Genomic DNA, 26849 nt, shown 5'->3' with positions numbered 1-26849 from the left:
CCCGGCGGCGCCGGACACTGTGTTACAGGCTATTCTACCAGAGCGCGCCCGGCCCTTCATGCTTTACTGTTCGATTGGCAACATTGCGCGGCTATCCACGGAGATCGCCGCAGTTGCCGCGCTTTCCAGCCGGTTCAGTGGGTTTGCAGGGCCAGCGCCTGATGGCGGCGGCGCCAGTCAGCGATGCTTTCCTCGACTTGCCGCAAGTCCAGCACATGCAGGAACGCCGGCGGCTGCTTGGTCAGCACGGGACTGCGTCCGCCAGCCCACAATTCCATGTCTGGCGGCAAGCTCGCATGCAACTGCTGCAGGCTGTCGCGCGTCTGCCGTTGCTTGCTGGCGCTGGAAAACGACAGCGCCACGATGTCGGCACGCTGCGCGCGGGCCGCCGCGACGATGTCCGCCAGCGGCGTTTCCACCCCCAGCGACATGCAATGGGCGCCGGCCGCCGCGCACAGCGCCTCGGCCATCAGCAGCCCCAGGCCATGCCGCTCCTGCGGCAAGGTACTGAGGACGATACGCGGCGTGCGCGTCGACGGGCTGCTTGCCTGCGGCAGGGAAAAAATGGCATGGCGCATCACCGTTTGCAAGGTTTCGCTATACAGATGCTCTTCATACACGGCCAGGTCGCCGCAAGCCCACGCTTCGCCCACCATGCCCGTCAGGGGCGCGATGACGTCGATGGTGAACGCTTTCAAGCCCAGCACGGCCAGCGCCTGGCGCAGGGCGTCGCCCAATTCCGCCATCTGGTGGCCACGGCACAGGGCCAGGTAGTGTTCGAGCTGGGGGGGACGGGTTGACGGCGCCACGCTGCCGGCGCTGGCCAGCTGCTGCAGTTGCAAGGTGCTGTGTTGCATGATTTTGCCCGGACGAAATCCGAGGTCCAGCAGGCGCTTGACCATACGCAACTTCTGCACTTGCTCGGCCGGGTAGCTGCGCTCGCCAAAGGCGTCGCGCTGGGGCTGGGGAAAGGCGTAGCGGCGCTCCCAGACACGCAAGGTTTCCTTGGCCAGCCCCGTATCGCGCTCGACATCGCTGATGCTGAAGGCGGAAGGGGGGTGCAGCGGTTGCAAATCAGTATCCATACAGGGGGCTTGCTCGCATGCCAAAAGAACGTGGGATGCATTTTACGCCTTCCATCGCCCCGGACCAAATAGCTGAATCCGATTGAAACTTGCCTGCGTATAAGTTTGTGAGCGGCTCGCGCCCTCATTGACATAGATCAATATTTGACTGACTATGCAGAAAACTTAATTTGTCCAGGACAAACATGAAACGGATACAGTCATGAAGATCGCCGTCGTCGGAGCAGGAATTGCCGGTTTGTCGTGTGCCTATCGCCTGGCGCAAGCGGGCCAGGACGTCACCTTGTACGAGGCGGGTGACTATTTCGGCGGTCACAGCCATACGGTGGACGTCACGCTCGATGGTGTTACGCATGGCGTCGACACGGGTTTTCTCGTGTTCAACCACGCCACCTACCCGAACCTGGTGCAACTGTTTGATGAACTCGGTGTCGGGGCGGCCGACAGCGATATGTCGTTTTCCGTGAAAATGCCGCTCGGCACTGCGTCCGATGCCCGCGTGCTGGAATGGGCTGGCGCCAATTTCGATACCGTGTTTACCCAGCGCAGCAATCTGCTGCGCCCCGCCTTCCTGCGCATGCTGCGCGATATCGTGCGCTTCAACCGTCAGGCCAGCGCCCTGGCCACGGCCAGCGTGCCGGCGCCGGCCCTGTCGCTGGGTGAGTTTCTCGAGCTGCACGGCTATGGCGATGAATTCCGCCACTGGTATCTGCTGCCGATGGCCGCCTGCATCTGGTCGTGCCCGGCGCGCCAGATGCTGGCCTTTCCCTTGGCCACGTTTATCCGTTTCTGCCATAACCATGGCTTGCTGCAAGTGAGCGACCGGCCGCAATGGCGTACGGTGCGCGGTGGTTCGCGCGTGTACGTGGAAAAACTGCTGGCGGGCATTCCGCAGCAGCGCCTGGCTTGCCCCGTGCTGGCCGTGCGCCGCCAGGCTCATGGTGGCGCGCGCATGGTCGAGCTGCACACGGCCGCCGGTGTCGAGCATGCCGATCATGTCGTGCTCGCTTGCCACAGCGACCAGTCGCTGGCCCTGCTGGGAGATATCCGTGACGACGAGCGCTGCGTGCTCGAAGCCGTACGCTACCAGCCGAACCGGGCTGTGCTGCATACGGATGCGTCCTGCCTGCCGCAGCGCCGCAAGGCTTGGTCGGCCTGGAATTACCAGGGACGGCCGGCAGTGGCGGAAGGCGAGGCGCCGCAGGTATGCGTACATTATTTGTTGAACCAGTTGCAGCCGCTGCCGTTCACCACTCCCGTCATCGTTTCGCTCAATCCCCTCGATGAACCGGACCCGGCGTCCATCCTCGACGAGTTTTCGTATGCCCATCCCGTGTTCGATGGCGCGGCCATTGCCGCCCAGGCGCGCCTGGCCGGCTTCCAGGGCGCGCAGCACACGTGGTTCGCGGGTGCCTGGACGGGCTATGGCTTCCATGAAGACGGCTTGAAGTCGGGCCTGGCCGTGGCGCAAGCGCTGAACGGCATGGCGTCGGCGGAGCTCGGCCATGCCGCGTGATTTCTCGCCGCCCGTGCCGCCGCAGCCCCTGCTGTGCCTGGGACGGGTGCGCCATGCGCGGCTGCGCCCGCGCGCGCATGCTTTCAGTTATGGCATGTTTTATCTGCGCCTGCCCTTGCGCAGCATGGGCGCGCAGGATTTCCCCGCTCGCCTGATGTCGCGCAACGGCGCCAATCTGCTGGCCTTCCGCGACAGCGACCACGGCGATGGCACGACACCGTTGCTGGAGTGGATCGATGGCCTCTTGCACCAGCATGGCGTGTTGGACGCGGGTGGCGAAATCTGGCTGCAAACCATGCCACGCATGTTTGGCTATGTCTTCAATCCCATCAGCTTCTGGTTTTGCCACCGCCCGGATGGCGTGCTGCGCGCCGTGCTCTGCGATGTGCGCAATACCTTTGGCGAGCGCCATCTGTACTTGCTCGAGCAGGGCGGCGCCATCGCGTATGGCAGCGAGTTGCGTGCCAAGAAGATTTTCCATGTGTCGCCGTTTTGCAAGGTGGAAGGACAGTACCGTTTCCGTTTCCTGCGCAACCACGACAAGGATGGCGAGCGCCACCTGGCCCGCGTCGATTATGACGACCTCGACGGTCCGATTCTGGAGACGAGCTTGTCCGGCACGGCGCAGCCGCTGCGCGATGGCGCCATCGCCTGGGCCTTGCTGCGCTACCCCCTGATGACGTTTGGCGTGATGGCACGCATCCATTGGCAAGCCTTGCGCCTGTGGCTGCGCCGCGTGCCGTTTTTCAGCAAACCCCACCCCCCACAAAAAAAGGTGTCCCGATGAGCTCCGATTCCCTGCCGACCGGCCTGCATGCGCGCAGCGGCCCGTCCCCGAACCCTGTGCATGAACATCTGGACTTGCCCGCTGCTGCGCGCATGATTCTGCGCCTGCTGGAAAAACTGCAATATGGCGCCCTGCGCCTGCGCACGCCGGATGGCCGTATCTTGCTGTACGGCGACGCCAGTCACCCCGTCACCCTGGACTTGCATAACTGGCGCCTGTGTGCGGCCGTGTTGCGTTCGGGTGACATCGGCTTTGCGGAAACATTCATCGCCGGCGACTGGCGCACGGACAATTTGCCGGGCTTGATCGAATTGATGATACGCAACCGCGCGCAGGTCGAAACCTTGATCTACGGCAACTGGTGGGGCAGCCTGCTGTACAAGGTGCGGCATTTGCTCAATCGCAATTCGCGCGCCGGCAGCAAGAAAAATATTCACGCCCATTACGACATCGGCAATGCCTTTTATCAGCTGTGGCTGGACCCGTCGATGACGTATTCGAGCGCCCTGTTTACCGCAGGCGCCAGCCTGGAGCAGGCGCAAGGTGCCAAATACCGCCGTATTGCGGACCAGTTGCAGCTGCAGCCGGGCCAGCGCGTGCTGGAAATCGGTTGCGGCTGGGGCGGCTTTGCGGAAACGGCGGCACGCGATTACGGCGCCCACGTCACGGGGCTGACCCTGTCGACCGAGCAGCTCGCCTATGCGCGCCAGCGCCTGCAGGATGTGGGGCTGGCAGGGCAGGCTGATTTGCAACTGTGCGACTACCGCGACAGCCACGGCCAGTACGACGCCATCGCCTCAATCGAGATGTTCGAAGCCGTGGGGCAAAGCTACTGGCCCGGCTATTTCGCTTGCGTGGCGCGCAACCTGAAGCGGGGCGGACGCGCCTGCATCCAGACCATCGTCATCGCCGACGAACTGTTCCAGCGCTACAGCAAGAGCACGGATTTCATTCAACAGTATATTTTCCCGGGCGGCATGCTGCCCTCGCCGATGGAATTTCGCCGCGCTGCCGAGGCGCAGGGCTTGCGCGTGGTGGACGCCTTCAGCTTTGGCCTCGATTATGCGGAAACCCTGCGCCAGTGGCGCGCCAGCTTTCTGGCCCAGCGCACGGCGCTGGAAAAGCAGGGTTTCGATGGCCGTTTCCTGCTGACCTGGGAGTTTTACCTCGCGTATTGCGAGGCCGCCTTCCAGGCGCACAACACGGATGTGATGCAATTTACCCTGATCAAGGACTGACCATGCGCCGCCTGCTTGCCACTGTTGTGCTGTCCCTGACCATGTTCGCTGCCGTCGCCGCGCCGCCGGCCTTTATTGCTGCCGATGTGCCCGAAGCCCGCCTGGCGGGTGAGGGCGAATACACGTGGTTCGGCATGCGTATTTATCGGGCGCAACTGTGGGTGGGCGCGAACGGTTACCAGGGCGCGGCGTCGGCAACGGCGCCTTTCGTGCTGGAATTGCGCTACGCGCGCGCGCTCGATGGCAAGAAGATCGCCGAGGCCAGCCATGAGCAGATGCAAAAGTTGGGCCTCGGCACGGAACAGCAGCGCCTGGCGTGGCTGGCCACCATGCAGCGTATCTTTCCTGACGTCAAGGAAGACCAGCGCATCGCGGGCGCCTACCGGGCCGGTATCGCGCCCGGCGTGCGCTTTTATCTCGATGGCAAGGTGCTGGCCGACGTAAGCGATGGCGACTTTGCGCGCGCCTTCTTCGCCATCTGGCTGTCGCCCGAGTCGACGGCGCCGACACTGCGCGCGGCCCTGCTGCAGAGTGCGGCGCCACTGCCATGAGTAGCGGGGCCGGCGCTTTGACCTTGCCTGCCTTGTTCAGTTATGGCCTGTTCGGCTTGCCGCTGGCCATGCTGGCACTGCCCATCTATATATATGTGGCGCCATTTTATGCGCAGCGCAGCAGCCTTGACCTGGCGCAAATCGGGGCCGTGCTGCTGGCGGCCCGCATCGCCGCCGCCTTCATCGATCCGGCCCTCGGTGCCTGGATGGCGCGCGGCGGGCGCAGCTATGCCATCTATGTCGCTGCGTCGCTACCGTTGCTGCTGCTGGGCTTTGGCGCCCTGTTCCATCCGCCGTCCCTGTCGCATGGGGCGACCCTGGCCTGGTTCCTGGCTGCCTTGCTGCTCGTGTATGCCGCCTATGGCCTGGCCGGCATCGCGCACCAGAGCTGGGGCGCGGCCTTGAGCCATGCGCCCACGCAGCGGGCGCGCGTGACGGCCGTGCGCGAAGGCTGCGGCTTGCTCGGCGTGATCCTGGCGGCAGGATTGACTTCCGTGCTCGGCTATGACGGCTTGTCGCTGGCCTTTGCCGTGTGCTTGCTGGCGACGGGTGCGCTGTTGCTGGCGCGCGCGCCGCGTCCGCTTTTGCGCCAAGGCACGGAGGCGCTGCCCGCTGGCGCCTGGCGCCTGCCATTGCGCCAGCGCGCGTTCCGCTGGCTGTTCGCCGTCCTGCTCGTCAATGGCGTGGCCGCCGCCATTCCCGCCACCCTGTTCCTGTTCTTTGCCGGCGATTATCTGCGCCTGGGGCATTACGCCGGTCCGTTCCTGATCGTGTATTTTTGCGCGGCGGCCGCCTCGATGCCCGCGTGGGTGGCGCTGGCGCGCCGCTTTGGCGAAGCGCGTGCCTGGGGCGGCGCCATGCTGCTGGCCGCCAGTGTGTTTGTCTGGGCATATGGCCTGGACGCGGGCGCCGCCTGGGGTTTTGCCACTATCTGCCTGCTGTCGGGCCTGGCGCTGGGCGCCGACCTGGCCTTGCCGCCGGCCCTGCTGGCAGGGCTGATCGGCGCGGCCGGCCATGCCGGGCGGCACGAAGCGGCATATTTTGGCTGGTGGAACTGGGGCGTGCAAATGAGCCTGGCGCTGGCGGCCGGCATCGCCTTGCCCCTGCTGGCCTGGCTCGGCTATGTGCCGGGCAGCAGCACCGGCTTGCCGGCCCTGTCGGCCGCTTACGCCTTGCTGCCCTGTGCCCTGAAACTGCTGGCCGCGCTGCTGCTGTGGCGCGCGCCCTTACAACATATATATAGCGATCACCTGGAGATTCGACCATGCACCTCATGAAATGCTGCCGGCGCGGCATGGCGGCGGCTGTGCTGCTGGCGCTGGCCGCCTGCTCCACGCCGCCCACCCCCGCCACGTACGCGCAGGAACTGCCCGTACTGGATCTGCAACAGTACTTCAACGGCACGCTCGATGCCCACGGCATCTTCCAGGACCGCTCGGGCAAGGTGGTCAAGCGCTTCACGGTGGTGATGCGGGCCAGCTGGGCGGGCGAGACGGGCACCCTGGACGAGGATTTCACGTATTCGGACGGCAGCAAACAACGCCGCGTGTGGACCCTGCGCAAGACGGCGCCCGGGCGCTTCATCGGCACGGCGCCCGACGTGGTCGGCGAGGCCATTGGCGAAGTGGCCGGCAATGCGCTGCGCTGGCAATACGTGCTGGCGCTGCCCGTCGATGGCACGGTCTATCACGTCGATTTCGAGGATTGGATGTTCCTGATGGATGACAAAGTCATGCTCAACCGCGCCGCCATGAGCAAATTCGGCTTCAGCCTGGGCGCCGTCACTTTATCGTTCAGCAAGCGTCCACAGGCGGCCCCATGAATCGCAAGATCAGCAACTGGGCCGGCAAGCGCGTCTGGATCATCGGCGCCTCCAGCGGCATCGGCGCCGCGTGCGCCACCTTGCTGCTGCAGCAGGGCGCGTGCGTGGCCTTGTCGGCCCGCCATCGCGCCAGCCTGGAACTGCTGTGCCAGGGGCAGCCGCTGGCGCAGGCCTTGCCGCTCGATATCACCCAGCCCGCGCAGTTGCGGGCCGTCTGCGCGCAATTGCAGCAGCAGTGGGCGCATATCGACCTGATACTGGTGGTGGCAGGCGGCTATCAGGCCATGCGTGCCGATAGCTTTGACCTTGAGGCAGCGCAGGGCTTGTTGGCCCTGAATGTGGGCGGCGTCTTCAATTGCCTGGAGCAGGCCTTGCCGTGGCTGTTGCGCCAGGGCAGCGGCGGCATCGGCATTGTCGCCTCGGTGGCCGGTTATGGCGGCTTGCCCAAGGCGCTCGCGTATGGTGCCAGCAAGGCGGCACTGATCAACCTGACGGAATCGTTGTATCTGGATTTGCATGGGCGTGGCATTGATGTGTATCAAATCAATCCCGGCTTCGTCGCCACGCCCCTGACGGCGGACAATGATTTCAAGATGCCTGCCCTGATGACGGCGCACGATGCGGCCGCCGCCATGCTCGACGGCATTGAGCGGGGCCAGTTTCACATCCACTTTCCCAAACGCTTCACGAATACCCTGCGCCTGGCGCGGCTGTTGCCGTACCGCGCCTATTTCTGGCTGATCAGCAAGGTGACTGGCCTATGAACGCAAGCATGGACGACCCGTTGGCGCGCCTGGTGGCGTTTTACGAGCACCTGAGCATCGAAAGCCTGACGCAACTGGGCACCGTGTACGCGCCGGACGCCCATTTCAAGGACCCGTTCAACGAGGTGCAGGGGCATGCCGCCATCCTGGCCATCTTCGAGCACATGTTCGTGCAAGTCGATGCGCCGCGGTTTGTCGTGCTGGAAAGCCTGGGGCAGGGGACGCAAGCCTTCCTGACGTGGGAGTTTCGTTTCCGCATGAAACGTCTGGTATCGGGCGAACAATGTATTCGTGGCGCCACACATGTGCGCTTCGATGCGCAGGGACGGGTGGTCTTGCACCGCGATTATTGGGACGCGGCGGAAGAATTGTATGAAAAATTGCCTCTGCTGGGCGGTTTCATGCGCATGCTCCGGCGCGCAAGCCAGCGTTAAGCTTGTTTCTTGATGCTTCTAAGCAAAAAATCAAAAAAAGAAAAAGTAATTTGTGTGAAATTGGGCAGAGAAAAACTTGATTTCGATCAACGTGTCGTTTTTTAGACACAAATTTGTCAAAATATTGAGAAGGCAACATTGTAAGAAATTGTTTCAATTAGTGCGCAATTTGCAAGCAAGAGTCGTCCTCATGCGTTCCTGGCAGGTAGCTGGGGCATGCGCTGGTAAACATGGAAAACATTTATATGTGAGCAATTTAAATTACCGGAAAGTCAGTAATTTAATTGTCACTCTGGCTATTTTTTGGACGCGTACGCCGACGCGCAAATTGGCGCCTACGCCCCTGAATAATGCGGCAACGCACCAAAATAGCGCGCATTATTTCCCGTTTTTGGGCATCCGGCAGCAAACATTGGCGATGCCGTGTATGCTTCGTTCCGTTTATCCATTATCGCCTGACAAATTGTGCGCTTTGTCGCGTAAGTCTTGGAGGGTAAATGATGGGTAAAGCATGTTGACGTTTTAATCACTCGCCTGATACTGTTGCACTAATACAACGGGTGCCAGCAAACCATGCGCTATGATGGAATGGTCAATCAGGCCCATGCATTGGTTGGCAAGGGGCACTGGCTCTGTCGCGTAGTACGGTTGGCGATGGTCGGGATGCCTGAAAAAGCCCCCGGCCTGGTACTGGAAGTAACATGTTGGAACTTGATGGAATGTGAAACGGTCGTTATAGTGCCGCTTCCGGTGCCCTTTGAGCACCGAACCGGCGCACGAATGACGGTCGTTATGCAGCCTTCAAGCTTATCGGTGCAATAGCGTGCCGATACCGATATGAATGTTCCCCTGACCGGAACAGCAATGTGGCAGGTGGAGACCTTGCCCTCACTCATAAAAAGCGCTCTGCTAGAGCGCAGCTCGAGATGCATAGGCTGTATTACTTTTTGCTTCAAAAATTAAAGGAAATCGCAATGAAAAAAACTCTGATCACCCTGGCAGTCCTGGCAGCAGCCACTGGCGTAGCCCAAGCTCAATCGAGCGTTGTTATCTACGGTACCGTTGACGCTGGTTTCGTCAGCGAGCGCGGCGGCAAAGCCGGCACCACCAACAAAATCGATAGCGGCGTTGCTTCGGCTTCCCGTCTGGGCTTCAAAGGCACCGAAGATCTGGGCAGCGGCCTGTCGGCACTGTTCGTTCTGGAATCGGGTTTCAACGTTGACAACGGTCAGCAAGACGCTGCAGGTACCTTGTTCAATCGTCAAGCTTACGTTGGTCTGAGCAGCAAAACGGCTGGTACCGTAACCCTGGGTCGTCAATACACCCCTTGGTACAACACCCTGTCGAAAGTTGCTGATCCATTCGCAGCTGGCTACGCTGGTTCCGCCAAGAACTTGTTCCCAGCGAACACCACCCGTACCAGCAACACCGTGCTGTACACCTCGCCTAATTTCAACGGCTTCGATGCTGACGTTGCTTACAGCACCGCCAACAAAGACCAAGAGAGCGTCGTTTCCAGCAAAATCGGTCGTCAAATGGGCGCATCGGTTGGCTACGCTAACGGTCCTTTGAACGCACGTGTTGCTTACAACACCACCAGCAACGAAACCGCCACCAGCGATGTTGGCAGCGCACGTAACTGGCTGGTAGCTGCTAACTACGACTTCGCAGTAGCGAAAGCGTATGTTGCATACGGCGTCAACAAAGGCCTGAACAGCTCGACCCGTAACAACGCCAGCGCTGGTAACTTGTTCAACACCGTATCGACCGGTGGTCTGACCACCGACGGCACCACGGCCCTGATCGGCGCAACCGTACCAGTTGGTCCAGCTGGCACCGTGATGGCTTCGATCATCCACGTCAACGACAAAAACAACTCGAACGCCGATGCGAACCAGTTCGCACTGGGCTACTCGTACGCTCTGTCGAAGCGCACCAGCACCTACGCTTCGTACGCCAAGATCTCGAACAAAAACAACGCTGGTTACACCGTTGGTAACAACAGCAATGTTGGTTCGGGCGACCAAGCGTTCAACGTTGGTGTTCGTCACTCGTTCTAATATTCGCGCAAGCGAAGCTTAGTACCGCTGTCAGCATCCCTTCGGGGATGCTGATAAGCAAGGAAACGCGTCTCCAGGCTAGTCCTGGCGGCGCGTTTTTGCATGTGCGGCGCCAGTTATAATGGCGCCGTTACTCAAGTAAAGGAATGCCATGTATTCATACACCTCGCCACGCCTGGCCGCTTTGCTGGCCGCGCTGCTGCTTGCTGGCGCCACGGGCACCGCTGTCGCGGCCGTCAAGGGCAAGAAGCCGGCCGGACTGGAGCGCTACGGCGTGGCCGTCTATTCCGACCTGTGCCTGCAAAAGGATAGCGGCGAAATCGGTGGCCAGCGCGTGACCCTGCACCGCTTTGCCGAGGCCGACTCCGTCATCTATGAATTTACGGCAGGCGCACTGAGCTGGCCCATCGTCGCCAACGACGTCAACCTGGACGCCGCCACGGGCGCCTTCGACTTCACCATCGCCGGCGCCGACAGCGAAGAACGCACCATCGTCGGCAAGTTTTCGAAGGATGGGCAGACCCTGACCCTGGAAGGCGATTATTGCGGCGGCAACGTGCGCATGCCCATGAAATTGAGCCGCGTGCGCGATTTCGGCCGTCCCCTGAAAAACTGCACGCCATGCCCGCCGGTGCCGGAAGTGCCCGCCGAGGCCGTGCCTGCCGAGGAAAGCACCCCAGTACCCGCTGCCTGAGCGATTGCCGCTGTCAAAAAGAAAAAAGCCCGGTATCGACCGGGCCTTTGTTGTTTTTAGCGCTGAAACGGGCTTATTTGGCCGCCTGCGCCTTTTCCGCCGTGGCGCGGATGGTGGCAAGCGTCGCGTTCGGCGTGATCAGGTTGCCGTCATAGCGCAGCTCGATCAGGGCCGGCAAGTTGTGCGCCCTGGCATGCGCCAGCGCCCGCTGCAGGGCAGGGGCGAACTCTTCTGTCGTAGTCACCACTTCGCCATGCGCGCCATACGCCTGCGCCAGCGCGGCAAAATCCGGGTTGTGCAGGGTCGTGCCCGAGACGCGGCCCGGGTAATCGCGTTCCTGGTGCATGCGGATGGTGCCGAACATCTGGTTATTGAAGACGATGATGACCACGCCCGCCTGGTATTGCACGGCGGTGGCCAGTTCCTGACCATTCATCATGTATTCGCCATCGCCGGCAAAGGTGATCACGGTGCGCTCTGGATGCACGATCTTCGCCGCCACGCCGGACGGCACGCCGTAGCCCATGGCGCCGTTGGTTGGCGCCAGCTGCGTGCGCATGCCTCCGTAGCGGTAGAAGCGGTGCGCCCACGAGGCGTAATTGCCGGCGCCGTTCGTCACGATGGTGTCAAGAGGGGCCTGGGCCATGATCTCCTGCGTCACTTGCCATAGGTCCAGCGGCGCCTGGCCATCCTGGAAGATGGGTGGGCGCTCCTGGTAGGCGGCCAGCTCGGCCTTGGCTTCGCCTGGCGTATGTTTCCATGCGGAAGCGTCGACGGGGGCCATGGCGGCCAGCATGGTGCAGACCTGCGGCATGCCGCTGTTGATCATCAGCTCGGCCTGATAAACGCTGCCCAGTTCCTCGGCATCCGTATGGATGTGCACCAGGCGCTGGCGCGGCACGGGCGAGTCGAACAGCGTGTAGCCGCCCGTCGTCATTTCACCCAGGCGCGGGCCGATGGCGATGACCAGGTCGGCATTTTTCACGCGCGCGGCCAGTTTCGGGTTGATGCCGATGCCGACGTCGCCGATGTAGTTGGGGTGGGCATTGTCGAGCAAGTCCTGGAAGCGGAAGGCGCAGGCGACGGGCAAGTGATTCGCTTCGGCGAACTGTTGCAGGTTGGCACACGCCTGCGGTGTCCAGGTGGTGCCGCCCAGCAAGACCAGCGGACGCTGTGCATCGGCCAGCATGGCGCGCAATTGCAGCAGTTGCTGTTCTGATGGCGATGCCTGCACGCTCTGGTAGGCGCGCGTATCGGCCACCGTGGCCAGTGAAATGAGCATGTCTTCCGGCAGGGCCAGCACGACAGGGCCGGGGCGGCCGCTGGTGGCGACCTGGAAGGCGCGCGCCAGGTATTCGGGGATGCGCTCGGCGCGGTCGATCTGCGCCACCCACTTGGCCATCTGGCCGTACATGCGGCGGTAGTCGATTTCCTGGAACGCTTCCCGGTCGACGAAATCATTGCCCACCTGGCCGATGAACAGGATCATCGGCGTGGAATCCTGGTACGCCGTGTGCACGCCGATCGAGGCGTTGGTGGCGCCCGGTCCGCGCGTGACGAAGCAGATGCCTGGCTTGCCCGTCAGCTTGCCGTAGGCTTCGGCCATGAAGGCGGCGCCGCCTTCCTGGCGGTTGATGATGAAGCGGATGCCCGAATCGTGCAGGGCATCGAGCACGTCCAGGTAGCTTTCGCCAGGCACGCCAAAGGCGGTGTCGACACCATGGATCTGCAGGGCATCGACCAGGATCTGGCCGCCGGTACGGGATTGTTGCGTCATGTTCGGCTCTTTATATTCTAGTGGGTGGCAAAGAAGTGGGGCAAGCGATGCGCATGCGCTCGCATGCAAGCAGCTTGTCTCATTCTATGTGAGCCGATTTGGCCCGGCTTTTGAAATGGCGACACCGAATTACACAATCCCTCGGGCCGGGGCCCGACGAGTGGCCCGGCGAGCGGTGTCGTTCCTGCACAGGCCTTTTTGCAGAAACATGCTGCGGCGCGGTACAATGGCGGGTGAAGCAGGCCAGACAGTCGCTGGCCGGTGCAGCAATGCGCTGGCGGGAGGAAGGTCCGGACTCCATAGAGCGGGGTGACGGTTAACGGCCGTCCGCTGAAAGCCGACCTGGTGTACTTGTATGCCGGGGGAGTATAAGGCGAGGAATAGGGCCACAGAGACGAGCGTATTAAGTTACGGTGAAACGCGGTAACCTCCACCTGGTGCAATTTCAAATAGGCACGCGATGATGCTGCTCGCGGAGCGTGCGGGTAGAAAGCTTGAGCGCCCGAGTAATCTGGCGCCTAGAGGAATGACTGTCATAGCGCCAACCTGCAAGGGAAGGCGCCGTAACAAAATCCGGCCTACCGGCCTGCTTCACTTGAATTCCAGCTCCCTGGTCTGCCGGGGAGTGTATCGGCCGCAGCGGTTTGCTTGCTGCGCGCCGCCAAAAAGCCCCCGCAAAGGGGCTTTTTTTGTTTCTAAAAATAGTGCAGTCAAGATAAAGTTGTATATACAACTAAAATGAACAATTGGTTAAAGTTTCTTCGTTTCAAGTAATTGCTGCATTGCAAAAATAGTTGACCCGCATCAGGCCAGCCCCGGAAAACAGGGCCGGTACGCGCCAAGAGCGCAATTTTTTTGCCTTAAACCAAGTCTTTTGCTGTGGCTGCTTACTGTTGTGCCTGGATGGCAAAAGTATTGCCATGTGTCAACTAACTGTAAAAAATTCAATTTTTACATTTCGTCTTTTTCGATGTTTACGGTAGGAAAACACATGTGTGCAGATGAGGTAGCACATTCACTATCTTTCATAAGTATCTAATTTATCGATATATTTTTATTTGAGACTGCTTCAACGATATGCGCTAAGTCCTTAATTTCATTAATAAAATTCCTGTTTTGCCAATCGGAAACCGCTTGACCACTATCTTTGCTTACTCTAAAGTGGGCAACTGTGTGAAAAAGTGTGTTTTTGTGGGAAATTTCCCCTTTTCATCATGATGCGCAAGCGTCGCAACCCAAGCTCAAAAAAGGTCTTCCGTGTTTCAAGGCGCGTCCGCAATCAATCTCGATGCCAAAGGCAGGATGTCTATCCCTGCCAAGCACCGTGACGCGCTGGCGATTCAATGCGAAGGCCGTCTGACCCTGACCAAGCATCCCGATGGCTGCCTGCTGTTTTTCCCCCGTCCCGTGTGGGAAAACCACCGCCAGCAAATCGCCGCCTGGCCCATGTCGGCGCGCGCCTGGCAGCGCATCTTCCTCGGCAACGCCGTCGACGTCGAACTGGACTCGGCCGGCCGCGTGCTGATCTCGCCCGAATTGCGCAACGCCGTGGGGCTGTCGCGCGAAGTCATGATGATCGGCATGGGCAGCCACTTTGAAATATGGGATGCCGCCAAGTTGGCCGACAAAGAACAGCAGGCGATCGATGCCGGCACCCCCGATGTACTTTCCAATTTTTCTTTCTAAGGCTCCGTAATGACACAACTCACGGTGCCGGAATTTCAGCATCGCACGGTGCTGCTCGATGAAGCGGTCGATGCGCTCGACCTGACGGGCGACCGCGCGCACGGCATTTACGTCGATGGCACGTTTGGCCGCGGCGGGCATAGCCGACTGATCCTGTCGCGCCTGGCCGCTGATGCGCGCCTGATCGGCTTCGACAAGGATTTGCAAGCCATCGCCACGGCCGAACAGATCGGCGACCCCCGCTTTGAAATTGTCCATGACAGCTTTGCCACCATGACGGCCAGCCTGGCCGCGCGTGGCGTGCAGCGTGTGGACGGCATCTTGCTCGACCTGGGCATCTCGTCGCCGCAGGTCGACGACGCGGCGCGCGGTTTCAGCTTCCGCAACGACGGACCGCTGGACATGCGCATGGATACGACGCGCGGCATCTCCGCGGCCGAATGGCTGGCGGTGGAAACCGAGCAGAAATTAGAGAAAGTGATACGCGATTATGGGGAAGAACGGTTTGCTTTTCAGATTGCAAAGGCGATTGTTGCTGGCCGGGCAGTCCAGCCAATTTCAAGCACACGACAGCTTGCCGGCATCGTGGCAGGCGCCGTCAAGACCCGCGAGAAGGGTAAGGACCCCGCTACCCGCACCTTTCAGGCAATCCGCATTTTCATTAACAAAGAGCTCGAGGATCTCGAGATCGGTCTGAACCAGGCGTATGCCTGCCTGGCGCCCGGCGCGCGCATGGCCGTGATCAGTTTTCATTCGCTGGAAGACCGCATGGTCAAGCGCTTCTTCGCCTCGAAGGCGAACGTGGAACAGCCTGACCGCCGCCTGCCGATCCGCGCGGTCGATTTGCCGCAGCCGGAAATGAAGCTGATATTGAAGATGAAGCCGTCCGATGCCGAGATCGAGGGTAATCCCCGTTCGCGTTCGGCCGTGATGCGCGTGGCGCAGCGTTTGCCCATTCCAGTTAGTGGCGGCGCCCGATGACTGGCAAGCTGTGTGTCGTGCTGTCGGCCCTGCTGGTGTGCTGCGGCCTGTCGCTGGTGAACGCGCAGTACCAGTCGCGCCACCTGCTGATCGACCTGGAGCGCGCGCAAGCGCTGTCGCGCCAGCTCGACATCGACTGGGCGCAGCTGCAGCTGGACCAGTCCACTTTGGGCAAGCATGAACGCATTGAATCGATCGCACGGCGCGACCTGAGCATGACGCCATTGACGGCGGCACGTACGCAATACCTGACGGAGGGCGAGTAATGAAGTTGGGCGGTAATAGCAACGGCCGGGTGGCGGCATCGAAAGGCGTGCCATTCTCGAAGAACCCCGTACTGGCAGTGCGTCTGCCCGTCTGGCGTTCGCGCGTCGTGCTGTTCCTGCTGTTCTTCGCTTTCGCCGGCCTGGGCGCGCGCGCCTTGTGGCTGCAGGGCGTGTCGACGCAGTTTTTGCAAAAGCAGGGCAAGGCGCGCTACGAGCGCACGCTGGAACTGCCGGCCACGCGCGGCAAGATCACCGACCGCAACGGCCAGGTGCTGGCCTCGTCCGTGCCCGTGAAAGCCATCTGGGCCATTCCCGACGACGTGCTGCAGGCGTCGCCCGAGAAAATCAATGCGCTGGCCGGCCTGCTGGAAATGAACGTCAATGAATTGCGCAAGAAGCTCGATTCGGACCGCAGCTTCGTTTACCTGAAACGCCAGGTCGAGATGGACGTGGCCGACAAGATCTCCAAGCTGGGCATCGACGGCATCGACGAGCGCAAGGAATACAAGCGCTTTTACCCACAGGGCGAAGTGATGACCCACGTGGTGGGCTTTACCAACGTGGAAGACGTGGGCCAGGAAAGCATGGAACTGGCGCAGCAGAAAACCCTCGTCGGCACCACCGGCAGCCGCCGCGTGATCAAGGACCGCCTGGGCCACATCGTCGAAGACATTGGCTTCATCCACGAACCGCATGACGGCAAAGACCTGACCCTGTCCGTCGACAGCAAGATCCAGTACATCGCCTTCACGCAGTTGAAGGAAGCGGTGGAAAAATTCAATGCCAAGGCAGGTGGCGCCGTGGTGCTTGACGTGCACACGGGTGAAGTACTGGCCCTGGCCAATTACCCCAGCTACGACCCGAACGACCGCCGCAAGCTCACGGGCCAGCAGCTGCGCAACCGCGTCATGACCGACACCTTTGAACCCGGTTCGACCCTGAAACCGATCACGGTCTCGCTGGCGCTCGACACGGGCAGAGTCAAGCCGGGCACGCTGATCGACACGGGTCCGGGCCGCTACACCATCGCCGACCGCACCATTACCGACACCAAGCCGCACGGCGTGATCAGTGTTTCCGAAATCATCGAGATGTCGTCGAACATCGGCACTTCGAAGATCGCGCTGGGCATGCCGTCGCAGGAAATGTGGGAAATGTTTACCAAGGTGGGCTTCGGTCAGCAGCCGAAATGGGGCTTCCCCGGCGCCGTGGCCGGCCGCGTGCGTCCGTATAAGTCGTGGCGCCCGGTGGAACAGGCCACCATGAGCTACGGTAACGGCATTTCCGTCTCGCTGATCCAGCTGGCGCGCTCCTACATGATGTTCGCGCGCGACGGCGACACGATCCCCCTGTCATTCCAGAAGGTCAATGAGCTGCCCGTGGGCCAGCAGGTGATCAAGCCGAAGACGGCCGCCGAAATGCGCGCCATGCTGGAACTGGTGGTCTCCGGCGCGCACGGCTCGGCCAAGCGCGCGCAGGTCGCCGGCTACCGCGTGGGCGGCAAGACGGGTACCGCCTACAAGGTGGAAAACGGCCGCTATGCGATGCCGCGCAAATACATCGGCTCGTTCGTGGGCATGGTGCCGATGTCGGCGCCGCGCTTCATCATTGCCGTGATGATCGATGAACCGACCGGCGCCGCCCACTATGGTGGACAGGTTGCCGCTCCCGCTTTCGCGGCGATTGCGACCAACGCGCTGCGCGCGATGAACGTACCGCCCGATTCCTCCGTTACCGAAATCGTGGTCCCGGCCAATGCCGGCCCGGAGGCCATGTGAAGTCACTCATGACCATACAAGACATCAGTTTGTGGATCAAAGCGGCTGCCCCGTCCGGGCAGCTGACGTCCGATTCGCGCCGCGTGCAGCGCGGCGACGTGTTTTTCGCCTACGCGGGCGCCACGCATTTCATCGACGCCGCCATTGAGCAGGGCGCCGCCGCCATCGTGCATGACGCCGTGGAGTGGAGCGCCGCATGGAGCGTGCCGCATCTGCTGGTCAGCGACCTGAAACGCCTGGCCGGCCCCGTGGCACATGCTTTCTACGACATGCCCGACAGCGCCATGTTCAGCGCCGGCGTGACGGGCACGAATGGCAAGACCTCGTGCGCGCTGTGGCTGGCGCAAGCCCTGGCGCGCCTGGGTGTAACCTCGTCCGTCATCGGTACCCTGGGCGTGGGCCTGTGCAAGCCACGCGGCGCCATCGAATTCGACGTCACCGGCTACACCACGCCCGACGCCGTGCTGCTGGCGCGCAAACTGGCCGCCATGCGCGACGCCGGCGCGCAAGCCGTTGCCATCGAAGTGTCGTCGATCGGCCTGGACCAGGAACGCGCGGCCGGCATGCATTTCGATGTCGCCATGTTCACCAATCTGACGCGCGACCACCTCGACTACCATGGCGACATGGCCACCTACGAGGCGGCCAAAGTCAAGCTGTTCGACTGGCCCGGTCTGAAAACGGCCGTCATCAACCTCGATGACCCCATGGGGCTGCGCCTGGCGCGCCACGTGGATGGCAAGCTGACGGGCGAATATCCCGTCATCGGCTATACCTTGCAGGATGCGACCAGCCAGCCTGACTTGCCGGGCGTGCTGATGCTGCGCGCCAGCCAGTTCCGCAGCCGCAATGCCGGCACCGACTTCCACCTGGAATGCGCGCTGGGCGTGGCGCTGGTCAAGACGCAGCTGGTGGGCCACTTCAATATCAGCAACGCGCTGGCCGTGCTGGGCGCCTTGCTGGCGCATGGCACCGGCCTGCGCGCCGCCATCGATGGCATCGAATCGCTGCAGCCGGCTCCCGGCCGCATGCAACAGGTGGGTGGCCAGGAAGCGCCGATGGTCGTCATCGATTACGCGCATACGCCGGACGCGCTGGAAAAAACCCTGGCCGCCTTGCGCCAGGTGGCGCAGGAGCGGGGTGGCCAGCTATGGTGCGTGTTCGGTTGCGGCGGCGACCGCGATCCGGGCAAGCGTCCGCAGATGGGCGCCATCGCGCAGTTGGCCGATCACGTGCTGGTCACCAGCGACAATCCGCGCAGCGAAGACCCGCACGCCATCATCGCGCAGATCGTCGCCGGCATGCGTGCAGACGGCCCGCAGCCGCAGGCCATCGAAGACCGCGCCGCGGCCATCCTGTCGGCCATCAAGCATGCCGCCAAGCCGGACGTGATCCTGCTGGCGGGCAAGGGCCATGAGCCGTACCAGGAAATCAAGGGCAAGAAACTGCCGTTCTCCGATGCCGATCATGCGCAGCTGGCCCTGTCCGCGCGCCTGACCATGATGAGGACGAACTGATGGACCGCCTCATGCACGCAAGCCTGGCAGAGTTGATGCCGTCGCTGGACGGCGCACAGCTGACGGGCGATGCCGTTTTTGACGGCGTCTCCACCGACAGCCGCAGCGCCCAAGCCGGCTCGCTGTTCGTCGCCTTGCGCGGCGAGAGTTTCGACGCCCACGATTTCCTCGACCAGGTGGCCGCGCGCGGCGTTGCTGCCGTGGTGGTCGAGCGCCTGCCAGCAGGCTGGGACAGCGGCAAGGTGCCGGCCATCGTGGTGGCCGATACATTGGTCGCGCTGGGCCGCATTGCCCATCACTGGCGCCGCCGTTTCAATTTGCCCGTCATCGGCGTCACCGGCAGCAATGGCAAGACCACCGTCAAGGAGATGATTTCATCCATCCTGGCGGCGGCCTTCGGCGAAGAAGCGCGCCTGGCCACGCGCGGCAACCTGAATAACGAGATCGGCGTGCCGCTGACCCTGTTCCGCCTAAATGAAGAACACAAGGCGGCTGTCATCGAGATGGGCATGAACCATCCGGGCGAGATCGGCCGCCTGGCCGCGATTGCCGCGCCGACCCTGGCGATGGTCAACAACGCGCAGCGCGAGCACCAGGAATTCATGCATACGGTGCTAGCGGTGGCGCGCGAGAACGGCGCGGCGCTGGCGGCATTGGCCGACGACGGCGTGGCCGTCTTCCCGCATGGCGATGAGTTCACGCCCGTGTGGCGCGAGCTGGCCGGCGCGCGTGCCGTCATCACGTTTGGCCTGTCGAAGGATGCTGATGTGAGCTGCACGCATCGCGCGGCCGAGGATTTTGGCAGCGACATGTTCGTCAGCGTGCGCGCGCAGGACGGCAGCTTGCGCCAGTTCTTCGTCGGCTTGCAGGCGGCGGGCGAGCATAATGTGCGCAATGCGCTGGCGGCCGTGGCATGCGCCGTTGGCGCCGGCATCGCCATCGAACATATCAAGCAGGGCCTGGAGGCGTTCGCGCCAGTGAACGGCCGCCTGCAGAAAAAACGTGCCGCCAACGGCGCCACCATCATCGACGACACGTATAACGCCAATCCGGATTCGGCGCGCGCGGCCATCGATGTGCTGGCGCAGGCTGCGGCACCACGCATCCTGGTGCTGGGCGAGATGGGCGAAGTCGGCACGCAGGGGCAGCAGTTCCACGAAGAGATCGGCGCCTACGCCGCCATCAAAGGCATCGAACACGTGCTGGCGACGGGCGGCCTGGCGCGCCATCTGGTGAATCCGGCGCAGGCTGCCGCCAGCCAGGAATCGGGCACGGTCGTGGAGTATTTCGAACAGTTCGACGGCTTGCTGGCGGCGCTCGATGCGCATCTGTCCGGCCGTTCGGATGCAACAGTATTAATCAAGGGCTCCCGCTTCATGAAAATGGAACGGGCCGTGCAGCATTTGATTGGTTCAAACAACAATAACAAGGAAGCTCACTAATCATGCTGCTCTGGCTCGCTCATTATTTCCAGGACGACATTGGCCCACTGCGGGTCTTTAACTTCATCACTTTCCGCGCCGTCTTTGCTACCCTGACGGCGATTCTGATCGGGCTGTGCGCCGGTCCTGCCGTGATTCGCATGCTCACGCGCATGAAGGTCGGCCAGGCCGTGCGCACGGACGGTCCGCAGACGCATCTGAAAAAACACGGCACGCCCACCATGGGTGGCGTGCTGATCCTGATCGCCATCGGCATTTCCACCCTGCTGTGGGCCGACTTGTCGAACCGCTTCATCTGGCCAGTGCTGATTGTCACGCTGGGCTTTGGCGCCGTCGGCTGGGCTGACGACTATCGCAAGGTGGTGCACCAGGACCCGGAAGGCATGCGCTCGCGCGAAAAATACTTCTGGCAGTCGTTGATCGGTATCGCCGCCGCCTTTTACCTGGCGTTTTCAGTGTCCGTGTCGGAACCCGATGCGGGCCAGGTGTGGAATTTGATCTACGCCTGGGTGCAGTCCGGCTTCGCCATGGACCTGCCGCCGAAGGCCGATCTGATCGTGCCCTTCTTTAAAACCATCAGCTATCCGCTGGGCGTGTGGGGCTTCATCGCGCTGACCTACTGCGTCATCGTCGGTACCAGCAATGCCGTCAACTTTACGGACGGTCTGGATGGCCTGGCCATCATGCCGACCGTGATGGTGGGCACGGCCCTGGGCCTGTTCGCCTACCTGACAGGTAACGCCACCTATGCGCGCTACCTGTTCATCCCGCACATCCCGGGCGCCGGCGAACTGGTGATCTTCTGCGGCGCGCTGGCCGGTTCCGGCCTGGCCTTCCTCTGGTATAACACGCATCCCGCGAAAGTGTTCATGGGCGACGTGGGCGCGCTGGCCCTGGGCGGCGCGCTGGGCACCGTGGCTGTCATCGTGCGCCAGGAAATCGTCCTGTTCATCATGGGCGGCATCTTCGTCGTCGAAACGCTGTCCGTGATTATCCAGGTCATCTGGTTCAAGTACACCAAGAAGCGCTATGGCGCTGGCCGCCGCGTTTTCCTGATGGCGCCGTTGCATCACCATTTTGAACAAAAAGGCTGGAAAGAGACGCAGGTTGTCGTGCGTTTCTGGATCATCACCATGATGCTGGTGCTGCTCGGCCTGACCACCTTGAAGCTGCGCTGATGATGTACGACGCTAAAACCGCACTGGTACTGGGCCTTGGGGAGTCAGGCCTGGCCATGGCCCTGTGGCTGGCCCGCAGCGGTGCTCTAGTCCGCGTGGCCGATACAAGGGAAACCCCTGAGCGCCTGGCCGCGCTGCAGGCCGCCGTGCCGCAGGCGCAGTTCATCGCTGGCGCCTTCACGGCCGAGCTGCTCGATGGCGTCGATTTTGTCGCCGTCAGCCCCGGCCTGGCGCCGGGCCGCGAACTGGCGCAGATTGCACCGGCCGCCCTGGAAAAAAATATCCCCGTATGGGGCGAGATCGAACTGTTCGCCCAAGCCTTGGCCGCACTCAAGGCGGAACGCGGCTATGCGCCGAAAGTGATCGCCATCACGGGCACCAACGGCAAGACGACGGTGACCAGCCTGGTGGGCCTGCTGTGCGAACGCGCCGGCCTGGCCACGCGCGTGGCCGGCAATATCAGCCCGGCCGCGCTGGACGTGCTGCGCGAGGTACTCGATGCGGAACCTGCGCCGCTGCCGGTCGATGCAGAAGCTGAAGCGGAGGAACCGGTCGCCAGCAGCTTGCCGCAGGCGTGGATACTGGAGCTGTCCAGCTTCCAGCTGCACACGACGTTCAGCCTGCAGGCCGATGCGGCCACGGTCTTGAATCTGTCGCAGGATCACCTGGACTGGCACGGCGACATGGCCTCTTATGCGAGCGACAAGGCGCGCATCTTCGGCGGCCAGACCGTGCGCGTCCTGAACCGCGACGATGCTGCCGTCATGCACATGGCCGATCCGCTGGCCGCGACGATCACCTTCGGCACGAGCGAGCCGCTTGACGTGGACAGCTTTGGCCTGGTCAATGAACGGGGCATCTTCTGGCTGGCGCAAGCCGTGCCCAGCGAAGAAGTCATCGAGAAAAAACGCAGGAAGAACGATCCGGCACCCGAACCGGTGCCGACGATGGCGAAGAAACTGATGCCGGCCGATGCGCTGAAAATCCGTGGCCAGCACAATGCCTCGAATGCGCTGGCGGCGCTGGCCCTGTGCCGCGCCATCGGCTTGCCATTCGCGCCATTGCTGCACGGCTTGCGCGAGTACCAGGGCGAGCCGCACCGCGTGGAACTGATCACGGCCGTGAATGAAGTCGAATACTACGACGACAGCAAGGGCACCAATGTGGGCGCGACCGTGGCTGCGTTGTTCGGCCTGGGCAAGGCGTTTGGCGGCGCGGAACAGCGTTTGGTGCTGATCGCCGGCGGTGACGGCAAGGGGCAGGATTTCTCGCCGCTGGCTGAACCCGTGTCGCGCTACGTGCGTGCCGTGGTGCTGATCGGCCGCGATGCGCCAGCGCTGCGCGCTGCTCTGGAGCCGGCTGGCGTGGACGTCATCGACTGCGCCACCTTGCCGGAAGCGGTCAAGCGCGCCAGCAGCCTTGCCTTAGCCGGCGATGCCGTGCTGCTGTCGCCCGCCTGCGCCAGCCTGGACATGTTCAAGAACTATGCGCACCGCGCGCAGGTGTTTGTCGATGTCGTGCGCGATATCGCGCTGGAAAACGGACAGGATATCTGATGGCCTTCCAACTGCCCTTCAGCTTTGGTTCCGGCTCGGCTGCCAAGCCGCTGGATAGCCGCGCGCGGCAATCGAAGATGATGGACTATGACAAGCCGCTGGTGTGGGTCGTCCTGCTGCTCATGTTGCTGGGCATGGTGATGGTGTATTCGGCCTCGATCTCGCTGTCGGACGCGCGCAAGTTCGCCGCCTACACGAACAATTATTTCGTCGTGCGCCAGGCATTGTTCATCGGTATATCGATCATCGTCGGCGCGCTGGTGTTCCGCATCCCTGTGGCCACCTGGCAAAAGATGGCGCCGTGGCTGTTCATCGGCACCCTGGTGCTGCTGGTGATGGTGCTGATACCTGGTCTGGGCGTGTCGGTCAACGGCGGGCGCCGCTGGCTGAACCTGCCGGGCCTGCGGCCGCAGCCGTCCGAGCTGATGAAGGTGGTGATGGTGCTGTACGCTGCCGATTACACGGTGCGCAAGCAGGAATACATGCACAAGCTGACCAAGGGCTTCATGCCGATGGCGCTGGCCGTCAGCTTCGTCGGCCTGCTGCTGCTGATGGAGCCCGACCTGGGCGCTTTCGGCGTGATCGTCTGCATCGCCATGGGCATTCTGTTCCTGGGCGGCGTCAACGCCATCTGGTTTGGCGGCATCGGCGCCATGCTGACGGCGATTTTCGTCACCATCATCGCCTTGTCGAAATTCCGCCGCGAGCGGTTTTTTGCGTATCTCGATCCTTGGCAGGAAGACAATGCGCTGAACAAGGCTTACCAGCTGACGCACTCCCTGATCGCTTTCGGGCGCGGCGAACTGTTTGGCGTGGGCCTGGGCGGCAGCGTGGAAAAGCTGCATTACCTGCCCGAAGCGCATACGGACTTTTTGCTGGCCGTGATCGGCGAGGAGCTGGGCCTGGTGGGCGTGCTGATCGTGATCGGCATGTTCTACTGGATTATCAAGCGCGCCTTCGACATCGGCCGCCAGGCGATCGCCATCGACCAGACCTTCGCGGGCCTGACGGCGAAAGGCATCGCCATCTGGATCGGCGTGCAGACCTTCATCAACATGGGCGTGAACCTGGGCCTGCTGCCGACCAAGGGCCTGACTTTGCCTTTGATGAGTTATGGTGGCACGGGCGTACTGATTAACTGTATCGGCCTGGCCATCTTGCTGCGCATCGATTACGAAAACCGGATCCTGATGCGCGGAGGCCGGCTATGAACAACGTGACGAACTTGAAAACGACGAAAAGACTGATGATCATGGCGGCCGGCACCGGCGGCCATATTTTCCCGGGCCTGGCGATTGCGCAGACGATGCGCGCGCGCGGCTGGGAAGTGAGCTGGCTGGGCACGACCCATGGCATGGAACAGGAACTGGTGCCGAAGAGCGGCATTCCCATGGATGCCATCGAATTTTCCGGCATGCGCGGCAAGGGCCTGGCGCACACGGTCAAAGGCGGCTTCAGGATGCTGGCGAGCTTTTTTGCCATCCGCCGTTTCATCGCCAGCCGCAAGCCGGACGTGGTGATGGGCATGGGCGGCTACGTTACCGTGCCGGGCGGCCTGATGGCGCGCCTGAAGGGCGTGCCGCTGGTGCTGGTCAATGCCGACGCGGCGCTGCTGCTGTCGAACAAGACGCTGGTGCCGCTGGCGCAAAAGGTTTGCTTCGGTTTTCCCGCCGATTTCGGCAGCGCCGCCGGCAAGGCCGTCGTCACGGGCAATCCCGTGCGCGCCGAGATCCTCGCCATGGCGCCGCCGCCATCCCGCTTTGCGGGCCGCAGCGGGCCGCTGCGCATCCTGGTGGTGGGCGGCAGCCTGGGCGCGAAAGCGCTGAACGACAATCTGCCCGCCGCGCTGGCCCTGATGCCGGAGGGCGAACGTCCGCTGGTGACGCACCAGTCGGGCAAGAAGAATATCGACGCCCTGCATGCCGCGTATGCGCAGGCGGGCGTGCAAGCCAATGTGGTCGACTTCATCGACGACATGGCCAGGGCGTATACCGAGGCCGACCTGGTGATTTGCCGCGCTGGCGCCATCACCCTGTCGGAATTGACGGCGGCCGGCGTGGCCAGCGTGCTCGTGCCGCTGGTGGCGTCGACCACCAGCCACCAGCGCGATAACGCGCAATGGATGGCAAAACAAGGTGCGGCGATTCATCTGCCGCAGACGGAAATGAGTGCGGCGTCGCTGAGCACCCTGCTGGCGTCAGTGACGCGCGATACCTGCCAGCACATGGCGCAAGCGGCACTGGCAGCAGGCAAGCGCGACGCCAATGAGGCGATCGCAAACGTATTGGAAAAACTGGCATGAGGTTAGCTCTGTGAAGCATAAAGTAAACAATATCCACTTTGTCGGCATCGGCGGCAGCGGCATGAGCGGCATCGCCGAAGTGCTGGTCAACCTGGGCTACAAGGTGTCGGGCTCCGACCTGGGCAGCAATGCGGCGACGCAGCGCCTGGCGAGCCTGGGCGCGACTGTCATGCTCGGCCACGCGGCCGAGAATATCGGCGACGCCGATGCGGTCGTGACGTCGGGCGCCGTCCCGCAAGACAATCCGGAAGTGGTGGCCGCGCGTGCGCGCAAGATCCCGCTGGTGCCGCGCGCCGTGATGCTGGGTGAATTGATGCGTTTGAAACGCGGCATCGCCATCGCCGGCACGCACGGCAAGACGACGACCACCAGCCTGGTCGCGTCCGTGCTGGCGCAGGGCGGCCTCGATCCTACTTTTGTGATCGGTGGACGCTTGACCAGCGCCGGTGCTAACGCCAAGCTCGGTTCGGGCGACTACCTGGTGGCCGAAGCCGATGAGTCGGACGCTTCGTTCCTGAACCTGACGCCGATGATCGAAGTGATCACGAATATCGACGCCGATCACATGGACACCTACGAGCACGATTTCGAAAAGCTCAAGCAGGCGTTCGTGCAGTTCACGCACCGTCTGCCTTTCTATGGCCGTGCCATGCTGTGCATCGACGATCCGCACGTACGCGCCATCATCCCGTTCGTGACCAAGCCGGTCACCACCTACGGCTTCGCGGAGGACGCCGAAGTGCGCGCCATCAACGCGCGCGCCGTGGGCCTGGAAATGCATTTCACGGTGCTGCAGGACGGCTATCCTGATCTCGACGTGGTGCTGAACCAGCCTGGCATGCACAATGTGCAAAATGCCTGTTCGGCGATCGCCATCGCGCGCGAAATCGGCATCGCCGACAGCGCCACCCAGCAAGGCCTGGCCGAGTTTTCCGGCGTGGGCCGGCGCTTCACGCGCTATGGCGACGTGGCGCTGCCGAATGGTGGCACCTTCGCCCTGGTCGACGATTTCGGCCACCATCCGGTGGAAACGGAAGTGACCCTGGCCGCTGCGCGCGCCGCCTATCCTGGCCGCCGCCTGGTGCTGGCTTTCCAGCCGCACCGCTACAGCCGCACGCGCGACCTGTTCGAGGATTTCGTCAAGGTGCTCGGTGCACCCGACGTGCTGCTGCTGTCCGAAGTGTATGCAGCCGGCGAAGCGCCTATCGTCGCCGCCGACGGCCGTGCCCTGGCGCATGCGCTGCGCGCGCGCGGCAAGATCGAACCGATTTTCGTCGAGTCCATGACGGAAATGGCCGACACCATCATGAGCGTGGCGCGCGACGGTGACGTCGTGCTGACCATGGGGGCCGGCTCGATCAGCGGCATCCCGCAACAACTGACAACGTATCAATCTCACACTGTAAAGGCCTGAC

General features: G+C 62.4%; 23 protein-coding genes and 1 other RNA gene. 22 read left to right on the top strand and 2 right to left on the bottom strand.

Translation table 11 applies throughout. The features are described 5' to 3' along the window. Nucleotides 1–134: 134 nt before the first annotated feature. The gene (locus ACP7EG_RS21170) at nt 135–1073 is read right to left on the bottom strand and encodes a MerR family transcriptional regulator (protein ID WP_426089180.1); all 939 of its coding nucleotides are present in this window, start codon (nt 1071–1073) and stop codon (nt 135–137) included. Nucleotides 1074–1287: 214 nt separating this feature from the next. On the opposite strand from ACP7EG_RS21170, the gene ACP7EG_RS21165 reads away from it, so the two are divergent. The 10 genes from ACP7EG_RS21165 to ACP7EG_RS21120 all read left to right on the top strand — a co-directional run bounded on the left by ACP7EG_RS21165 (nt 1288) and on the right by ACP7EG_RS21120 (nt 10951). Then, on the top strand, nt 1288–2601 hold the full coding sequence (locus ACP7EG_RS21165) for an NAD(P)/FAD-dependent oxidoreductase (protein ID WP_426089179.1): 1314 nt from the start codon (nt 1288–1290) through the stop codon (nt 2599–2601). Beyond that, nucleotides 2591–3388 (top strand): DUF1365 domain-containing protein, encoded by a 798-nt coding sequence (locus tag ACP7EG_RS21160; RefSeq protein ID WP_426089178.1) that lies wholly within the window; start codon nt 2591–2593, stop codon nt 3386–3388. The genes ACP7EG_RS21165 and ACP7EG_RS21160 overlap by 11 nt, the downstream gene beginning before the upstream one ends. Further along, nucleotides 3385–4626, top strand: coding sequence for a class I SAM-dependent methyltransferase (locus ACP7EG_RS21155; protein ID WP_426089177.1), 1242 nt, complete (start codon nt 3385–3387; stop codon nt 4624–4626). Before ACP7EG_RS21160 ends, ACP7EG_RS21155 begins: the two co-directional genes overlap by 4 nt. Nucleotides 4627–4628: 2 nt before the next feature. Beyond that, on the top strand, nt 4629–5177 hold the full coding sequence (locus tag ACP7EG_RS21150; RefSeq protein WP_426089176.1) for a chalcone isomerase family protein: 549 nt from the start codon (nt 4629–4631) through the stop codon (nt 5175–5177). After that, nucleotides 5174–6454, top strand: a complete 1281-nt coding sequence (locus tag ACP7EG_RS21145) for an MFS transporter (RefSeq protein ID WP_426089175.1) — start codon at nt 5174–5176, stop codon at nt 6452–6454. Before ACP7EG_RS21150 ends, ACP7EG_RS21145 begins: the two co-directional genes overlap by 4 nt. Next, the gene (locus ACP7EG_RS21140) at nt 6442–6999 is read left to right on the top strand and encodes a DUF3833 domain-containing protein (RefSeq protein WP_426089174.1); all 558 of its coding nucleotides are present in this window, start codon (nt 6442–6444) and stop codon (nt 6997–6999) included. Before ACP7EG_RS21145 ends, ACP7EG_RS21140 begins: the two co-directional genes overlap by 13 nt. Further along, a complete protein-coding gene (locus tag ACP7EG_RS21135) occupies nt 6996–7763 on the top strand; it encodes an SDR family NAD(P)-dependent oxidoreductase (RefSeq protein ID WP_426089173.1) in 768 nt (255 codons plus the stop codon). Before ACP7EG_RS21140 ends, ACP7EG_RS21135 begins: the two co-directional genes overlap by 4 nt. After that, nucleotides 7760–8197 (top strand): nuclear transport factor 2 family protein, encoded by a 438-nt coding sequence (locus tag ACP7EG_RS21130; protein WP_426089172.1) that lies wholly within the window; start codon nt 7760–7762, stop codon nt 8195–8197. The genes ACP7EG_RS21135 and ACP7EG_RS21130 overlap by 4 nt, the downstream gene beginning before the upstream one ends. A 974-nt stretch (nt 8198–9171) precedes the next feature. Beyond that, nucleotides 9172–10257, top strand: a complete 1086-nt coding sequence (locus ACP7EG_RS21125) for a porin (protein WP_426089171.1) — start codon at nt 9172–9174, stop codon at nt 10255–10257. A 151-nt stretch (nt 10258–10408) separates the two neighbouring features. Next, a complete protein-coding gene (locus ACP7EG_RS21120) occupies nt 10409–10951 on the top strand; it encodes a hypothetical protein (RefSeq protein ID WP_426089170.1) in 543 nt (180 codons plus the stop codon). Between the two features lie 73 nt (nt 10952–11024). Here the strand turns inward: ACP7EG_RS21120 and ACP7EG_RS21115 are convergent, their stop codons facing one another. After that, entirely contained in the window at nt 11025–12728 is a 1704-nt protein-coding gene (locus ACP7EG_RS21115; RefSeq protein WP_426089169.1) for a thiamine pyrophosphate-binding protein, read from the bottom strand. A gap of 235 nt (nt 12729–12963) precedes the next feature. Between ACP7EG_RS21115 and rnpB the strand changes: the two genes are divergently transcribed. From rnpB to murC, 12 genes are all read left to right on the top strand, one after another. Then, nucleotides 12964–13325, top strand: an RNA gene (gene rnpB, locus ACP7EG_RS21110) — RNase P RNA component class A. A 660-nt stretch (nt 13326–13985) separates the two neighbouring features. Next, nucleotides 13986–14414: a division/cell wall cluster transcriptional repressor MraZ gene (gene mraZ, locus ACP7EG_RS21105; RefSeq protein ID WP_099760606.1), complete on the top strand. Its 429-nt coding sequence runs from the start codon at nt 13986–13988 to the stop codon at nt 14412–14414. A 9-nt stretch (nt 14415–14423) separates the two neighbouring features. Beyond that, the gene (gene rsmH, locus ACP7EG_RS21100; RefSeq protein WP_426089168.1) at nt 14424–15395 is read left to right on the top strand and encodes a 16S rRNA (cytosine(1402)-N(4))-methyltransferase RsmH; all 972 of its coding nucleotides are present in this window, start codon (nt 14424–14426) and stop codon (nt 15393–15395) included. After that, nucleotides 15392–15661: a cell division protein FtsL gene (ftsL, locus tag ACP7EG_RS21095; protein ID WP_034748894.1), complete on the top strand. Its 270-nt coding sequence runs from the start codon at nt 15392–15394 to the stop codon at nt 15659–15661. The genes rsmH and ftsL overlap by 4 nt, the downstream gene beginning before the upstream one ends. Continuing rightward, nucleotides 15661–17439 (top strand): peptidoglycan D,D-transpeptidase FtsI family protein, encoded by a 1779-nt coding sequence (locus ACP7EG_RS21090; protein WP_426089167.1) that lies wholly within the window; start codon nt 15661–15663, stop codon nt 17437–17439. The genes ftsL and ACP7EG_RS21090 overlap by 1 nt, the downstream gene beginning before the upstream one ends. An 8-nt stretch (nt 17440–17447) precedes the next feature. Beyond that, nucleotides 17448–18956 (top strand): UDP-N-acetylmuramoyl-L-alanyl-D-glutamate--2,6-diaminopimelate ligase, encoded by a 1509-nt coding sequence (locus ACP7EG_RS21085; protein WP_426089166.1) that lies wholly within the window; start codon nt 17448–17450, stop codon nt 18954–18956. A gap of 11 nt (nt 18957–18967) precedes the next feature. Continuing rightward, a complete protein-coding gene (locus tag ACP7EG_RS21080) occupies nt 18968–20398 on the top strand; it encodes a UDP-N-acetylmuramoyl-tripeptide--D-alanyl-D-alanine ligase (protein WP_426089308.1) in 1431 nt (476 codons plus the stop codon). 2 nt (nt 20399–20400) lie between these two features. Continuing rightward, the gene (mraY, locus tag ACP7EG_RS21075) at nt 20401–21576 is read left to right on the top strand and encodes a phospho-N-acetylmuramoyl-pentapeptide-transferase (protein ID WP_096233899.1); all 1176 of its coding nucleotides are present in this window, start codon (nt 20401–20403) and stop codon (nt 21574–21576) included. After that, a complete protein-coding gene (gene murD, locus ACP7EG_RS21070) occupies nt 21576–23132 on the top strand; it encodes a UDP-N-acetylmuramoyl-L-alanine--D-glutamate ligase (RefSeq protein ID WP_426089165.1) in 1557 nt (518 codons plus the stop codon). The genes mraY and murD overlap by 1 nt, the downstream gene beginning before the upstream one ends. Beyond that, nucleotides 23132–24343: a putative lipid II flippase FtsW gene (gene ftsW, locus ACP7EG_RS21065; protein ID WP_096233901.1), complete on the top strand. Its 1212-nt coding sequence runs from the start codon at nt 23132–23134 to the stop codon at nt 24341–24343. Before murD ends, ftsW begins: the two co-directional genes overlap by 1 nt. Continuing rightward, nucleotides 24340–25434, top strand: coding sequence for an undecaprenyldiphospho-muramoylpentapeptide beta-N-acetylglucosaminyltransferase (gene murG / locus ACP7EG_RS21060; protein ID WP_426089164.1), 1095 nt, complete (start codon nt 24340–24342; stop codon nt 25432–25434). Before ftsW ends, murG begins: the two co-directional genes overlap by 4 nt. Nucleotides 25435–25444: 10 nt before the next feature. Further along, nucleotides 25445–26848 carry a UDP-N-acetylmuramate--L-alanine ligase gene (gene murC / locus ACP7EG_RS21055; RefSeq protein WP_426089163.1) on the top strand — a complete coding sequence of 468 codons (1404 nt, stop codon included), beginning with the start codon at nt 25445–25447 and terminating at the stop codon, nt 26846–26848. Nucleotide 26849: the final 1 nt, after the last annotated feature.

Origin of the sequence: Janthinobacterium sp. PSPC1-1 (genome assembly GCF_049897625.1) — a bacterium.
GTDB lineage: Bacteria > Pseudomonadota > Gammaproteobacteria > Burkholderiales > Burkholderiaceae_D > Janthinobacterium > Janthinobacterium tructae.
This window is presented reverse-complemented; position numbering and strand designations above follow the sequence as displayed.